The sequence below is a fragment of the Polynucleobacter rarus genome (genome assembly GCF_003072505.1).
Taxonomy (GTDB): domain Bacteria; phylum Pseudomonadota; class Gammaproteobacteria; order Burkholderiales; family Burkholderiaceae; genus Polynucleobacter; species Polynucleobacter rarus.
Window position 1 is genome coordinate 2,454,915 of record NZ_NTGB01000001.1, and the last position, 14,654, is coordinate 2,469,568.

Here is a 14,654-nt window from a genome sequence, read left to right on the forward strand (position 1 = left end):
ATACTTTGGGCTAATACAAGCTTCATTGCGCCTCCCCCAATGAATGCATACTTAACTCTTCCACAGCACTGGCAAAGACTTCAGCTCGATGTTTGTAATTTTTAAACATATCAAAACTAGCACATGCTGGCGAGAGTAAAACGCGGTCACCGGCTTTTGCAATGCTTGCGGCTTGATTGACGGCATCTTCTAAGCTCGTAGCCATCGTAATTGATAGTGACTCACCATTAAATAGTTCTGCAACCGCGCTTGCGTCGCGACCAATCAAGAATAAGTTCTTTACATATTTTAGGATTGGCTCACGCAGTGGACTAAAGTCTTGGCCCTTGCCATCCCCACCGGCAATTAATAGTATTTTTCTGACGCCCTGTGACTCAACCATGCCAAGCCCCTGCAAAGCAGCAATCACTGCTCCAACATTAGTGCCTTTACTATCGTCGATATACTCCACATCACCCACAATCGCAATGGTTTGAACGCGGTGCGGCTCACCCGAATAATCCCGTAAACCATGTAAAAGTTGTGCAATACCTAGTCCTATTGCATTCGCTAAGGCCAATGCCGCGAGAGCGTTCGTAGCGTTATGACGGCCCTTAATCAGCAGCGCATCCGCAGGAATTAAATGTTTAATTAATAACGGTTCTTCATCTAGTGCAGCTTGAGATTTCTTGGTTCTTCTGACTTTAATTAGCTGGTTACCTTCGAATTCTTCTACTGGTGGAGCCCATGCCAACCAATCAATTGCACCGCCCATATCACTCTTAATCCCAAATGAATCAGGTTCTAAAGGCTGATTCATACCGAAGCTGATAATGCGTTTTTTCGCCCAGTCCGCATCCGTAAATAAACGCATTACTGTGGCATCATCCCGATTAATAATGGGGATTGTATTTTGTCCAAATATTTTGGCTTTTGCATTGACATAATGCTCCATACTTAAATGCCAATCGAGGTGATCCTCAGATATATTTAAGATAGTGGCAGCATGAGGATTAAAGTCCTGACTGTAATACAGTTGATAACTCGATAACTCCAATACCCAAATGTCAGGTAATGTGTTTTGCGCTAGGCACTCCGTGAGTTTATCCAAGAGCGACGGACTAATATTGCCAGCAATGGCGACACTTTTGCCCGACTTGGCACAGATTACTCCAGTTAAAGCCGTTGTAGTGGTCTTGCCATTGGTACCAGTGATTGCAATTACCTTTGGACTATATGCGTAAGTATCCTCTAAACTGCTTAGAGCCTTAGTGAAAAAATCTAACTCTCCCCAAATCGTAATCTGGCTTTCCTGAGCTTGACGAAGGCATGGTTCTATTAATGGATCAAGCGGAGAAATGCCCGGACTCATTGCCAAAATTTTGACATCCGTCCAATCGATTTCAGATAAATTACTACCAAAACTAATGCTCGAAACACCTAGCTGAAGTAATTCTTGGGTACGGCGATGAAGCCCCTCACCTAAACTCACCTCTTCTCTCGTATCATGCATCATGACTTGAGCACCCTGGGCTAATGCCCACTTTGCCATCGCCTGACCAGATTCGCCGAGCCCCATGACCAAAACCTTACACTGATCAGAATACTGACCAAATGCTTGGTTGAGAGGCTGGGAGGTATTAAAGGTATTCATCGTTATCGTAACTTGAGACTCGATAGGCCAATTAATACTAGGATGATCGTAATGATCCAAAAGCGCACTACTACTTGTGTTTCTTTCCAGCCACTTAATTCAAAATGATGATGTAACGGTGCCATCTTAAAGATACGTCGCCCTTCACCATATTTTCTTTTGGTGTACTTGAACCACGTTACTTGTAAGATAACGGACAAGGTTTCCACCACAAAAATTCCACCCATAATGAACAGGACTATCTCCTGCCGAACAATGACGGCAATCGTACCTAAGGCACCGCCAAGCGCTAAAGCGCCAACATCACCCATAAACACTTGCGCTGGATGGGCATTGAACCATAAGAAAGCTAAGCCTGCTCCACCAATTGCGCCACAGAAAATCAGTAATTCACCGGTACCTGGGATAAATGGAAATAGAAGATATTTGGCGTAAATCGTATTACCCGAAACATAGGCGAAAACGCCGAGGGCGGCCGCCACTAATATCACTGGCATAATAACTAGACCGTCTAAGCCATCGGTTAAATTCACAGCATTACTACTACCTACAATGACTAAATAAGTAAGAATGACAAACCCAATTGAGCCTAATGGATAGCTGATTTCTTTAAAAAAGGGCACCACTAAATTTAAATTATTTGGCAATCCTAAGGTGACTCCTTGATTTTTCCAGCGCAACAGGGAGTTAATAAAACTAATATTACTAAAATCTGTAATAGCAAAAACAAGATAGATCGCTGCTACAAATCCAATCAGAGATTGCCAAAAATATTTTTCACTAGAGCTCATTCCTTTTGGATTTTTGTAAACCACTTTACGGTAATCATCTACCCAGCCAATAATTCCAAAGCCTAAAGTCACCCACAAAACAGCCCAAATAAATCGATTTGATAAATCTGCCCATAAGAGTGTTGAAATCGCAATGCCAATTAAAATCAAAACACCACCCATGGTGGGAGTTCCTGTTTTAATGAGATGTGTTTTTGGTCCATCTTGCCTTACCGCCTGACCAACCTTTAAAAGCGTTAATTGCCGAATCACCCACGGTCCAAATACCAAACCAATCAGTAAAGCTGTCAGAGTCGCCATCACGGCTCTAAATGTGATGTAATTTACAACTCTTAAGAATCCATAATCACTTTGCAACCACTGGGCTAGGATGAGTAACATTGATCCTCCATGCTGAGTAAGTGTTGGATAACCCGTTCCATTTTAGTAAAGCGTGATCCCTTCACTAAGATCACGAGTGATGGCACAAGGCTTGTGGTTTGGCTTGTGGTTTGGCTTCTGGTTTGGCTTGATGTTTGGCTTGGGCTTGAATCAAGTTGCACAGCCGATGCCATGAGTTGATCCGTTAACTGGCTAGTTAATTGCTCTATTGAATTGCAGTGTTGACCGACCTTGCTACTATTTTTCAGGGACAGGGCTTTAACCTGAGCAAATGCTTCCTCGGTAAAGGAACTCAGTTCGCCGATTGTCCATAACTGATCAATTTGATGTTGAGCTGCATATTCACCGATTTCACGATGAAACACTGGACCTTGGTCTCCAACCTCACCCATATCCCCCAACACTAACCAATGTTTACCGGGTAAATCTTCAATTGCTTGAATCGCTGCAAGCACAGAATCTGGATTAGCATTGTAGGTGTCATCCACGAGAGTAATGCATGTTTTACCAATTTTTATTTCTAGTTTGCGCATCCGACCACCAACCGCTTCAAAAGCTTCTAAGCCTTGGATAATCGCTTCTTTTGAGACACCAGCAGCTAATCCAACCGCTGTAGCAGCTAAGGCATTTTTTGCATTATGATCGCCCAAAGTTTTTAACTGCACCAACGCGTTCGTTGACCAGTGGGGTGAACTAATTTCTAATTGACCTTTTTCATGCCAACGCCCAGTCACATCGGTTTGACCTTGCGATTGGTTTTGAGTTGCCTCAGTATTGAAGGCAAATGTAAAGATTGGCCTACCCTTTGCTACCCCATACCAAATATCGGCATAGGGGCTGTCACTCGGAAACACGGCACACCCATCCGTTGGCAAAGCTTGGATCGCTAAGGCATGCTCCTGCGCAACCGCTTCCACCGTTTGCATGAACTCTTGATGTTCTCTTTGTGCATTGTTAATCAAAGTTATATTTGGCGAAGCAATTTCGGCCAAGGCTTTTGTCTCGCCAGGATGATTCATACCAAGTTCAATCACAGCTAATTGGTGTTCACTGGTGAGGCGCAGTAAAGTCAGGGGCAAACCAATTTCGTTATTTAAATTGCCGTCGGTAGATAAACTATGTTCTTGACCTACAGCAGCCCTAAAAATACTGGCAATCATTTCTTTTACAGTGGTTTTACCATTGCTACCGGTTACTACCACTACTGTTGGAGCCAACTCTAAGCGCCAGGCTTTGGCCAGTTTACCAAGCGCTAAGACGGTATTGTTAACCAACGCCACTGGTAATTGCTCAGGAGCCTTAGCAGCATCGCTAATTAGGGAACCTATTGCACCGGCTTGCTGTACTTGAGTTAAAAAATCATGCGCATCAAATTTTTCGCCAGCAATTGCCACAAAAAAATCATCTTTCAAAATTTTGCGACTATCGGTCACAATCCTTTTGAGTGGCTGATCCAATACCAGATCAGCATGCATCATCACCGCTTCAGGGAGATACTGGCTGATAGATCGCATCGTTAAGAACTGCGTTGTCATACAACCCTCCTTAAGGCGAGTCGTAAATGATCCTGATCAGAAAACGGGAATTTTTTACCCATTACTTCCTGCGTTGTTTCGTGCCCTTTACCTGCAATAACAATGACATCATTGACTTGAGCTGTTCTGACCGTATTTAAAATTGCAAATGCTCGATCTTCTAAAACACTCACCCTCGATTTTTCATTTTCAGGTATTCCTTGCAAGATACTTGTGATAATCTGCATCGGATCTTCATTGCGCGGATTGTCACTAGTCAGAATTACTTTATTGGCAATTTCAGTAGCAATTTGACCCATGAGTGGGCGTTTCGCCATGTCACGATTACCACCACAACCAAACACACAAATCAATTGACCGCCTCTTTGCTTGGCAACAGGTAAAAGGGTATTTAAAGTCTTAGCTAAACCATCAGGAGTGTGAGCAAAATCAACAATCGTAAGTGGCATTAACTTATCACCTAGATTAATCATTTCCATGCGACCAGGAACTGACTTGAGTTGTTCAATGTTTTTAATGATTTTTTCAACTGGCATCGCATAAGCTAATAAGGTGCTGATTACTGCTAATGCATTTTGAATATTAAAACCACCTAATGTCGGAATCGTTAAATTAAAGTTCTGATCTCGAGTATCCACTTTTACTAACATCCCAGACCGACTAATTGCTTTTAACTCATACAAAACCGGAAAAGATTTACTCTGTTGATCTTCGGTTAATTTTGCAAAATGTTGGGCTTGTCCATAAACTGTAATTCTTGCCTTCGAATGGCCAATTAATTTTTGCGCCCACACTAGTCCAGTCTCGTCTTCCAGATTCAAAACAATATTTTTTAAATTTGCTCTTCTAAATAATTCAAACTTCGCTGCTTCATAAGCAGCCATATCCTGGTGATAATCGAGATGATCCTGAGTTAAATTACTAAATATTGCTGTATTAATTTGAACGCCGTCCACTCTGCCTTGATCAAGAGCATGTGAAGATACTTCCATCGCAACCGTTTTAAATTTTTGCTCTCGCAACTCAGCTAACATCCTTTGCACTCTAGGCGCGTCAGGGGTGGTATAGCCCGTTGTTTGCAGATCATCAATACTGCCATAACCCATCGTGCCAGCAATTGCAGTTAAATGACTTTTACCAAAGGCCTGGGCTAACCAATGCGTAATTGTTGTTTTACCATTCGTGCCAGTAACACCAATAATGTCTAGTTCTGCTGAAGGATTACCATACCAGCGGTTCGCAATTTCACTCGCTATTTTTCCTAAATCAGGGACTGGGATGCACCGAGGATCACCCAATACTTCTCTGGCAGAAAGTAATTCTGTCTCAAGCCAATTTTCTGTATCGTATAAAACGAGCGCAACCCCTTTTTCTAAAGCAGTTGGAATGTGCATTCGGTTATCACTCAGGCCCACTCCAAAACCAACTGGATAAGCTAAAAATACATCCCCCGGCGCTAATAAGCGCGTATCTGCGGATAAATTTGCGCCACGATCCACCTGGCTATAGAGGGTATTTTCTATATCTTCAAATATCGAGGAGAGATTTTTAGAGTTCAATTTCATCTCTGAAAATTCACCGGCTGAATCGCATTACTTTGGACTAACTGAGTCGAGTTAGCATCGGGTGCGATGTTTAAGGTTCTTAATGCTGATCCCGTTACTGCTGAGAATACCGGTGCTGCAACGTCGCCACCATAATACCCCCCGACAGACGGTTCATCGATCACTACCGCCACCACAATTCTCGGTGAACTAATTGGAGCAATACCAGCGAAAAAGGCTTCATATCGATTTGAACTATAGCCTTTTTTTCCATTGGATTTATGCGCTGTACCAGTTTTGCCACCGACCCGATATCCATCTACTTGTGCTTTGACCGCAGTTCCACCCTCTTGGGTCACTGATTCCATCATTACTCTCACTTGGGCTGCCACTTTTTGAGAAATTACCGGCACACCGATCGTTGGCTTATCAATTTTTTTCATAGAGAGCGTAGCAAGTTCACCATCACGAACAAAAATCGTGTAAGCCTTTGCAATCTGAAATAACGACGTCGAAATACTATATCCATAGGACATACTGGCCTGGTCTAACTTACCCCATTTATCGTAGGGTTTAACCAGTCCGGCAACTGCTCCTGGAAAACCAAGTTTAGGCGCTTGGCCAAAGCCAACAGCTTGAAACATGCCCCACATATCTTCTGGTTCCATTTGCAATGCAATGCGGCTTGTGCCGATGTTGCTCGATTTTTGAATAATCTGCGCAACACTTAATACTCCATAGGGATGGGTATCAGTAATCACTTTTTTACCAATTTGCAGGTGCCCAATCGGCATCATCGTATTTGGCGTAACGATTCCCTTTTCAAGCGCTAAAGCAATCGTGATGGGTTTCATCGTTGATCCTGGTTCAAAGGTATCCGTCAGTACCCGATTGCGCAGTTGCTCACCTGTTAAATTACCGCGATGGTTTGGATCATAGGAGGGCCAATTTGCAAGAGCTAATACTTCTCCTGTGACCGCGTCCAATACAACTGCGCCGCCTGCTTTTGCATGATGCTTTTCTACCGCTTTTTTCACTTCTTGATAAGCAATTGACTGTATTTTGCTATCAATCGATAGATATAAATCCTCACCGTTTTTAGAAGGTATATAACCTCCCAGGTCATCTACTACGCGTCCAAGACGATCAATCACAACATTACGCTGACCACTTTTGCCAGTGAGTAATGCGTTATTCGATAACTCCATCCCTTCCTGACCCATATCCTCAACATTAGTAAAGCCCACAACATGGGCTACAGACTCGCCTTCAGGATAGTACCTACGGTATTCGCTGGTAATGGTAATGCCTGGAATTTCTAAGGCTTTAATCTTAGCGGCAACATCCGGTTCAATTTGGCGCCTTAAATAAAGTTGGCTTCGCGACTCACCTAATTTCTTACGTAACTCAGCCTCGCTCATCCCTAATAATTTAGCAAAAGCTAATATCTTCGATTTTTCTAAATCATCTGGCACGATATCTGGATAAGCGATGACCGTCTTTGCTTCGAGACTCGTTGCTAATATTGCGCCATTACGATCCAAGATTCTTCCGCGAATTGAATTTAACTCGATGACTCTTTTTACCCGATTTCCTTTTTCAGCATAAAAATCATTACCAACTCCTTGAATCCAAAATGCCCGAACAATCAGGGTGCAGAATGCTGCAAACATCAAGAATAAAACGACTCTTGATCGCCACATTGGTAATCTTAAGACTAATTCAGAGGAAGGTAATGGGCGCGCAGTCCTCATTCTTTTTCCTTTAAATAAATGGTCTTATCCTGCTTTGCATCGTTCATATGTAATTGTTTTTTAGCAATATCGATAATGCGACTTGATCTCGATAATTCTCTTTGCTCATATTCCAAGCGATTCCACTCTTGATTGAGTTTGCGCTGTTGAATCTCTAAACGATTCTTTTCAATAAACAACTGACGAGTTCTCTGTTGTGAGTTCACGAGTAAAAATGAACATCCCATTAGGGCTAAGATGAGAACCACTACTGCACGGTTCATCGTACCTCCCCAATTTTTTCTGCAACTCGCATGACCGCTGATCGCGATCTTGGGTTGGCACTGATTTCACTACTGGATGGCTTAATCCTATCAATCAATCTTAGCGGGGATTTTGGAATTTGAGATTCTTTCAAAGGCAAGCCTCGAGGTATTTCTACCCGGCTATGACCCTGCATAAACTGCTTCACAATGCGGTCTTCCAGTGAATGAAAACTAATCACGACTAATCGACCACCCGTTTTTAAAAGTTTCAAGGCCACCTCTAATCCTTTTTCCAAGTCGTGAAGTTCTTGGTTGATATGAATCCGTATAGCCTGAAAGGTACGCGTTGCGGGGTCTTGCTCTGAGTCACGCGAGCGGACGACACTAGCCACGAGCGACGCGAGTTGTCGTGTGGTCCCAATAACGTTGCCTTGCTCCCTGCTAGCAACAATCGCCTTTGCAATCGATAGAGCAAACCGTTCTTCCCCATATTCCTTAATTACCTTATGTAGTTCTTTTTCACTGGCAATAGCCAGCCACTCTTGAGCACTTTGCCCCTCCTTGTTATTCATACGCATGTCTAAAGGACCATCCATACGAAAAGAAAATCCTCTTTCAGCCTGATCAATTTGTGGAGAACTAATCCCTAAATCTAATAAGATGCCATCTAAACTACTAGGCTCAAGGTAATCCCCCATACTCGCAAATGAATCATGCACAATCCTAAAACGACTATCTTCAATCTTGCCCGCCTCCTCTATTGCCTGCGGATCTTTGTCCATTGCAATTAAGCGCCCCTCTAATGGTAGGTTCGCCAATATTTTTCTTGAGTGCCCACCTCGACCAAAAGTCCCGTCCAAATACAATGGGTTAACCTGAATTGGCCCTGCTAATAGAGCAGAAACTGCCTCATCCAGTAAAACCGGGCGATGACTGATGTTCATCGAGTCCTCGCATTAAAAGTTAAATTGACGAAGTGCTTCTGGCATACCTTGTGAGATAGCGATTTGCTCCTTCACTGCATACGTATTAGCATCCCAAACTTCAAAGTGCGTCCCCATTCCAAGTAAAATCACTTCTTTTTCGATTCCGGCACTAGAACGTAACTCCGGACTAATCAAAATCCTGCCTGAACCATCCACCTCGACCTCGTTGGCATTACCCAAAAAGATCCTCCGCCACCAATGTGCTTCCATCGGTAGCTTCGCAATTTTTTCACTGAATATTTCCCACTCGCTCTGTGGGAAGAGCATTAAACAACCATCGGGGTTTTTTGTGAGCGTTGCTCTCAAGCCTTGCTCGGTTTTTAGGGCGTCACGATGCTTTGACGGTATTAACATCCGTCCTTTAACATCTAAATTGATCGCTGAAGCACCCTGAAACATGCTATTTTTCCCACTTTTTGACACATTCTCCCACTTTAAAGGGGTAATAGGTTCAGGTCAAGGGGTTTTAGGGAATTTCTACTATTTTTTCTTGTAATTACAAGAGCTTAGAAATGATTTCTCAAGCATTAATTATAAAATTAATAATAATAAACAGTATCTTACAACTCATACCTCAAGTAGAAATTGAGATTATTATGGTTTGTACTAATGGGTGCTCAGCACAAAATACAGGGATCACAAATAATAGGCGGTTTTTGTCATAACTTGAGATACCAAACCCATCACTTTTGTAATCGGTTCAGGTAAATCTTTCGCCCCAAGATTTCTGGCCATATTGCCATGCTCAATTTCTTCTGTACGCATTTGCTCAACAATCGCTCTCGAAGCAATATCTGACTCTGGCAAAGCTTGTAAATGACTATTTAAATGGTTTTCAACTTGTTTTTCTGTCTCAACCACAAAACCTAAACTCCATTGATCGCCTGCCAAGCCCGCAAGAGTGCCAATGGCAAAGGAACCAGCAAACCAGATTGGATTTAACAAGCTTGGTCTAGAGCCCAGCTCTTCCAGCCGGTTCGCACACCAAACCAGGTGGTCTTCCTCTTCTTTTGCTGCGTGGCCGAGTTGAGATTGTAAATGGGGCGATGCTGAAGTGAGTCGTTGGGCTTGATACAAGGCTTGGGCACAAACTTCCCCTACGTGATTGACTCGCATCAGGCCCGCTGCATGTTTTCTTTCTTGTTCAGATAGAGGCGCAACATCCAAATCAGCTTCGGGTTTAGGTGTCGACCTGCTCTGCTGCACAGAACCACTCAGAATACGTAGAGCGCGGTCACCCTCAATAATTAACTGATCTAAATTGAACATAAATAAAATTTTACTAGCCCTTAAGAAGTTTTTGAGACGACGGCTTTACGTACTTTTTTTACTGCGGGTTTAACCACTGTTTTAATTGGCTTTGCAATCTCTGGCTTAGTAAATAACCCGGCCATCTGCCCTAAAACCTCCGCAGTAGATGCCGTATCTTGCAAAGCTAGTCCTTGAGCCATCGCAGCAGTATAAATGGGGGCCGTTGCATTAAAAATAGGCAATGGGCAGCCAACCGATTTGGCTAAATCGCCAATCACTTGCATATCTTTTTGCCATACTTCTACTTTCATCGTCGGTGGACTATATTCGCGCTTAATCATGAAAGGAGTCCGAAGTCTCATCACGCCAGTTCCAATGACCGGACTTGGGCCAAAAATATCTAAGACTTCTTGTGGATCTAAGCCAATTTTTCTGGCAAAGGTAACTGATTCAGCGCAAGCAACGTTATAAATCGCTACTAAATGGTTGGCGATAAACTTCATTTTTAAGCCATTACCGTATTCACCAACATAGGGTGAGTTATCGGATAAACATTTAAAAATTGGCTGCACTTCATTACAACTAGATTTTTTACCACTGACAAAAATTGTCCAAGCACGGTCCTTCATACGAGCAGCCGTGCCGCTAATTGGACAGTCTAGTAAAGCAACTTGTTTTTTAGGTAATTGCTTGGCAATCCAATCTTTATCCGTCATCGCTAAGGTACTAGTTTCTACTAAGATAATTTTTTTTGGGGTAGCCTTTAAGGTTGCTGCAATCTCCTGATAAACCATTCGCAGCGCGTTACTAGTAGCCAAAGACGTAATTAATACATCTGCTTGTTCAGTCACCTGCGCAACAGATTTAGCGACTAGTCCGCCGGCTTTTTTGAGCCGAGCACAGGCGCTCTTTTCGATATCGAATCCCACTACACGATACTTGTTCAGGAGAAGTGTTTCTGCCATGATGCCGCCCATAATACCCAAGCCTACAATTCCGACTGTTGGGAGTTGTGCATTCAATCCAGTCTCATTTTTTTTCATTGTTTTTTTCACTTGCGAGTTTGTTAAGGTGATTAATTTTACTAGTATTTAACTATCAGAATCGCTAATAGCCTCAAAATTGTCTACCCATAAAGAGAATTTTCGGCTATGATAAAAACACAACTACCTCCTTAAATGCATGAAAATTCAACCAGAATTCATTGATCAACAGGCTTTAATTCAATCCATCCGTCGGGATATTCATGCTCATCCCGAACTCAAGTTCCAAGAATATCGCACTGCCGAATTAGTCGTTAAACAGCTCACGAATTGGGGCATTAAAACCCATACTGGACTTGCCAATACTGGAGTGATTGGCATTATTGATGGCAATTTAGGCCCTGGAAAATCGATTGGCTTACGTGCTGATATGGATGCCTTGCCCATTCATGAAAAAAATACTTTTGAACATGCCTCAACCCATCCAGGCACTATGCATGCCTGTGGGCACGATGGACATACTGCCATACTGTTGGGGGCGGCTCATTATTTCTCAACGCATCGTAATTTCAAGGGCACTATTTATTTGATCTTCCAGCCAGCAGAAGAAGGTGGTGGTGGAGCGCGTCAAATGATTCAAGAGGGTCTCTTTTCACTGTTTCCCTGTGATGCCGTCTTTGGCTTACACAATTGGCCTGGCATGCCTGAGGGGCAATTTGGTGTAATTACGGGACCAGCAATGGCCTCTAGCAATGAATTTAAAATCTCTCTCAAGGGTAAAGGTGCTCACGCAGCCATGCCCCATAATGGCGCAGACCCAATCTACGCATTAACACAATTAGCCAATTCACTTCAAAGCATTATCACGCGTAATAAGAGTCCAATTGATGCTGCAGTCTTATCGATTACCCAAATTCATGGTGGCTTTACCACTAATGTGATTCCCGACGACGCATGGCTTGGCGGTACGGTTCGTACTTTCACGATTCCGACCTTAGATTTAATTGAAAAACGCTTAATCGAGATTGCTCACGGCGTAGCGCAGACTTTTAACTGCCAAGCTGAGATTGATTTTGATCGAAACTACCCACCTCTCATTAATCATCCGGAAGAATCCAACTTTGCAGCAAGAGTAATTGAAGAAACTTTTGGTAAGGAGCATCTCAGTCAAGTAATTCAACCAACGATGGGCTCTGAAGATTTTGCCTTTATGCTAGAAAAAGTACCCGGGTGTTATGTCTTTCTGGGGAATGGCGATGGCCAACACCGCTTATCGGGACATGGCTTAGGGCCTTGTGAATTACACAATCCTTCGTATGATTTCAACGATAACCTATTACCAATTGGTTCTAATTACTGGGTTCAACTCGCAAAACAATTTTTAGCTTAATTTGTTTAATTCAAGTAGGTCATTGAAGCGCTTATTAGCGGTTAGATCGGCGCTGAAATTCTATATCGCCATATTTTGCCTGAACTTCTTCATTGGTATTATCCGTATCCGTCATAATTCCAATAGCAATTAATTTTCCAGGATTTTCACCGTAAGCCTTTTTGAAATCTGCTTCAATTGATCTGCGGTGTGTTCGCCACTCCCCTAAATCTTTGGCGCCCGAGTCGACAACGATCGCCTTGATCCGACTAATGTGCTTATTGGTAATCACCTCTTCAATACCGTTTTTTTCCGACCAAATATACATAAGGGTTGCGTAGGGTAAATCATGCCCACTAATCAGTTTTGCTAAATCAAAGGCAAGTTGATCTTTTAAAGGCAAAGATGATTTATCGCCTTCAAAGCCCAAGACGATACGTAGGGGAGCGTCATCAGTATGGCCTTGCGTATTATCTGCCAGAGCAATGTTTTTTAATGCTTTCCAAGTCCACTGCAAATCAAAACCTTGAATATCTTTTGCTTTTAACGGCACAATAAGGCCCGAGGCGCTGGATCGTGCATCTGCATGAATCACACTTTTACCCTGATAATGATGCAAATAGTATTTTGTTTTCTTCTTGTGGGGTGCTAAAGACCATAAATACCACCCCTCGACATCTTCATTACTAGAGATTTCTGACTGCTCTGAAATCTCTAGTGATTTTGAAATCATCTGAGAGAATTTTCTAATCTCTGGTTCTAGTTGAACACCTTCGATAGGACGTTGGTTTTCTAAAATAGTGGGCGTTTCTTTGGACGTCATTGCACAGCCTGTCATCAATAAGCTGAGAATGCAACAGAGCATTGGAACGAAATGAATTTGAGTTTTTATCATTAAAACTATTTATTTTTTGGCACCAATAACCACATGCTACCTGATTGTTTTGTCATTCCAGCTTTTTCTCCAGCGAGCTCTCCAGATCCCCAATAATAATCTGCCCGAACACTACCAACAATAGCACTTCCTGTATCTTGTGCAAAGACTAAGCTTTCTATCTTTTTACCAGTTTTGGGATCCGAGGTACTTAAAAAAACCGGAGATCCTTTAGGGATATATTGCCAATCTACTGCAATACTTCTTTGCGCAGTGAGTGGCTCTCCTAAAGCACCAATCGGCCCTTCCTCAATAAATCCACTTGCATTAAGTTTAAAAAACACATACCTAGGATTACTATTTAAAAGCTCTTGGACACGTTCAGGATGTTTTTTGGCCCATTCAGAAATATTTTGCATACTCGCCTGAGAAGATGTCATTTCTTTTTGCTGAATTAACCAATTGGCAATTGATTTATAGGGTTGGTTGTTCGTGCCTGCAAAACCCAAGCGGAGCATTTGACCATTTTCTAATTGGATTTTTCCTGAACCTTGAATCTGCATCATCGCAGCCGCCACCGGATCATTAACCCAAACAATCTCATTACCTTTTAAAAGTGGACCTTTCAAAAGCTCTGCTCGCGCTGGCCTGAGTAATTTGGAATCACTCTTCCAGAGTTCAGGATATTTATATAAGGGAATTTGAAAACTCGGACTTTTGGTCAATGACCCCTTCAAAATAGGCTCATAATATCCAGTAATTAAGCCCTCTACATTTCCTTGGGCATATCCATTACTCGGCAATGCCTGTCGCAATGACAAAGCCTGAAAATTGTTTTCAAAAAATTGCTTCACTTGTATAGGGGTGGGATTTTTCAATTTGGCAGAATCTGTACAAAGCCGTTTTAATGGGCTATCCATGCTTGATTTTTGAAGATAGTTACAACTTTTTTGCCAAGCAGGCCAAACTCCCTCCATTGAATCATCCTTCCAACCTGATAAAGCACCTAACTGATCAATATTTTTATTACGGGTCGAAATTTCTGGCAAGTACTGATCTTGGTTAGTCTTTGATTGAACTCTGTCCTCTCGATTTGCACAAGAGACGAGTAAAATGAGGATGAAGGTAATGAAGTATTTCATTATTCAACGCATTTTTTTAATTTCAGTAAAAGGTTGGCGATGCTAGCAGACTTATTAGATGAATACCCCATGCTTTTACTCGTGGCAGAAGCTGGGGTTGCCTTATTGATCCTGGTTTTCATTGTAGTTTGGACCATGCTAGGTAGAAAAAAAGACGAATAAAGAC

Annotated in this window: 14 protein-coding genes; 2 read left to right on the forward strand and 12 right to left on the reverse strand. The window is 42.5% G+C overall.

What is annotated here, in order from left to right; translation table 11 throughout:
* Positions 1–22 precede the first annotated feature (22 nt).
* The 10 genes from murD to AOC35_RS11795 all read right to left on the reverse strand — a co-directional run bounded on the left by murD (position 23) and on the right by AOC35_RS11795 (position 11,175).
* Positions 23–1,633 carry a UDP-N-acetylmuramoyl-L-alanine--D-glutamate ligase gene (gene murD / locus AOC35_RS11750; protein ID WP_108647258.1) on the reverse strand — a complete coding sequence of 537 codons (1,611 nt, stop codon included), beginning with the start codon at positions 1,631–1,633 and terminating at the stop codon, positions 23–25.
* 2 nt (positions 1,634–1,635) lie between these two features.
* Positions 1,636–2,805, reverse strand: coding sequence for a phospho-N-acetylmuramoyl-pentapeptide-transferase (gene mraY / locus AOC35_RS11755; RefSeq protein ID WP_108647259.1), 1,170 nt, complete (start codon positions 2,803–2,805; stop codon positions 1,636–1,638).
* Positions 2,790–4,340, reverse strand: a complete 1,551-nt coding sequence (locus tag AOC35_RS11760) for a UDP-N-acetylmuramoyl-tripeptide--D-alanyl-D-alanine ligase (RefSeq protein WP_245898503.1) — start codon at positions 4,338–4,340, stop codon at positions 2,790–2,792. The genes mraY and AOC35_RS11760 overlap by 16 nt, the downstream gene beginning before the upstream one ends.
* Positions 4,337–5,899, reverse strand: coding sequence for a UDP-N-acetylmuramoyl-L-alanyl-D-glutamate--2,6-diaminopimelate ligase (locus AOC35_RS11765; RefSeq protein ID WP_245898504.1), 1,563 nt, complete (start codon positions 5,897–5,899; stop codon positions 4,337–4,339). Before AOC35_RS11765 ends, AOC35_RS11760 begins: the two co-directional genes overlap by 4 nt.
* A 2-nt stretch (positions 5,900–5,901) precedes the next feature.
* On the reverse strand, positions 5,902–7,638 hold the full coding sequence (locus tag AOC35_RS11770; protein WP_108647261.1) for a peptidoglycan D,D-transpeptidase FtsI family protein: 1,737 nt from the start codon (positions 7,636–7,638) through the stop codon (positions 5,902–5,904).
* Positions 7,635–7,901: a cell division protein FtsL gene (gene ftsL / locus AOC35_RS11775; protein ID WP_108647262.1), complete on the reverse strand. Its 267-nt coding sequence runs from the start codon at positions 7,899–7,901 to the stop codon at positions 7,635–7,637. Before ftsL ends, AOC35_RS11770 begins: the two co-directional genes overlap by 4 nt.
* On the reverse strand, positions 7,898–8,827 hold the full coding sequence (rsmH, locus tag AOC35_RS11780) for a 16S rRNA (cytosine(1402)-N(4))-methyltransferase RsmH (RefSeq protein ID WP_108647263.1): 930 nt from the start codon (positions 8,825–8,827) through the stop codon (positions 7,898–7,900). Before rsmH ends, ftsL begins: the two co-directional genes overlap by 4 nt.
* Positions 8,828–8,839: 12 nt before the next feature.
* The gene (mraZ, locus tag AOC35_RS11785; RefSeq protein WP_108647264.1) at positions 8,840–9,268 is read right to left on the reverse strand and encodes a division/cell wall cluster transcriptional repressor MraZ; all 429 of its coding nucleotides are present in this window, start codon (positions 9,266–9,268) and stop codon (positions 8,840–8,842) included.
* Positions 9,269–9,505: 237 nt separating this feature from the next.
* Complete coding sequence (gene coq7 / locus AOC35_RS11790) at positions 9,506–10,138, reverse strand: 2-polyprenyl-3-methyl-6-methoxy-1,4-benzoquinone monooxygenase (RefSeq protein WP_108647265.1); 633 nt, start codon at positions 10,136–10,138, stop codon at positions 9,506–9,508.
* Positions 10,139–10,158: 20 nt separating this feature from the next.
* Positions 10,159–11,175 (reverse strand): NAD(P)-dependent oxidoreductase, encoded by a 1,017-nt coding sequence (locus tag AOC35_RS11795; RefSeq protein WP_281259278.1) that lies wholly within the window; start codon positions 11,173–11,175, stop codon positions 10,159–10,161.
* Between the two features lie 127 nt (positions 11,176–11,302).
* On the opposite strand from AOC35_RS11795, the gene AOC35_RS11800 reads away from it, so the two are divergent.
* Positions 11,303–12,493: a M20 aminoacylase family protein gene (locus AOC35_RS11800; RefSeq protein ID WP_108647267.1), complete on the forward strand. Its 1,191-nt coding sequence runs from the start codon at positions 11,303–11,305 to the stop codon at positions 12,491–12,493.
* Positions 12,494–12,527: 34 nt separating this feature from the next.
* Here AOC35_RS11800 and AOC35_RS11805 read toward each other — a convergent pair whose 3' ends face one another.
* Positions 12,528–13,367 carry a DUF3047 domain-containing protein gene (locus tag AOC35_RS11805; RefSeq protein ID WP_108647268.1) on the reverse strand — a complete coding sequence of 280 codons (840 nt, stop codon included), beginning with the start codon at positions 13,365–13,367 and terminating at the stop codon, positions 12,528–12,530.
* Positions 13,368–13,372: 5 nt separating this feature from the next.
* On the reverse strand, positions 13,373–14,488 hold the full coding sequence (mltA, locus tag AOC35_RS11810; protein ID WP_108647269.1) for a murein transglycosylase A: 1,116 nt from the start codon (positions 14,486–14,488) through the stop codon (positions 13,373–13,375).
* Positions 14,489–14,527: 39 nt separating this feature from the next.
* Between mltA and AOC35_RS15850 the strand changes: the two genes are divergently transcribed.
* Complete coding sequence (locus AOC35_RS15850) at positions 14,528–14,650, forward strand: hypothetical protein (RefSeq protein ID WP_281259279.1); 123 nt, start codon at positions 14,528–14,530, stop codon at positions 14,648–14,650.
* Positions 14,651–14,654 lie beyond the last annotated feature (4 nt).

Bases quoted from the DNA above. Each gene is read 5' to 3' on its own strand.
- mraZ (WP_108647264.1), bottom strand. From the start codon at position 9,268: ATGTTTCAGGGTGCTTCAGCGATCAATTTAGATGTTAAAGGACGGATG.
- mltA (WP_108647269.1), bottom strand. From the start codon at position 14,488: ATGAAATACTTCATTACCTTCATCCTCATTTTACTCGTCTCTTGTGCA.
- ftsL (WP_108647262.1), bottom strand. From the start codon at position 7,901: ATGAACCGTGCAGTAGTGGTTCTCATCTTAGCCCTAATGGGATGTTCA.
- AOC35_RS11770 (WP_108647261.1), bottom strand. From the start codon at position 7,638: ATGAGGACTGCGCGCCCATTACCTTCCTCTGAATTAGTCTTAAGATTA.
- rsmH (WP_108647263.1), bottom strand. From the start codon at position 8,827: ATGAACATCAGTCATCGCCCGGTTTTACTGGATGAGGCAGTTTCTGCT.
- mraY (WP_108647259.1), bottom strand. From the start codon at position 2,805: ATGTTACTCATCCTAGCCCAGTGGTTGCAAAGTGATTATGGATTCTTA.
- AOC35_RS11760 (WP_245898503.1), bottom strand. From the start codon at position 4,340: ATGACAACGCAGTTCTTAACGATGCGATCTATCAGCCAGTATCTCCCT.
- AOC35_RS11805 (WP_108647268.1), bottom strand. From the start codon at position 13,367: ATGATAAAAACTCAAATTCATTTCGTTCCAATGCTCTGTTGCATTCTC.
- AOC35_RS11800 (WP_108647267.1), top strand. From the start codon at position 11,303: ATGAAAATTCAACCAGAATTCATTGATCAACAGGCTTTAATTCAATCC.
- murD (WP_108647258.1), bottom strand. From the start codon at position 1,633: ATGAATACCTTTAATACCTCCCAGCCTCTCAACCAAGCATTTGGTCAG.
- coq7 (WP_108647265.1), bottom strand. From the start codon at position 10,138: ATGTTCAATTTAGATCAGTTAATTATTGAGGGTGACCGCGCTCTACGT.
- AOC35_RS15850 (WP_281259279.1), top strand. From the start codon at position 14,528: ATGCTAGCAGACTTATTAGATGAATACCCCATGCTTTTACTCGTGGCA.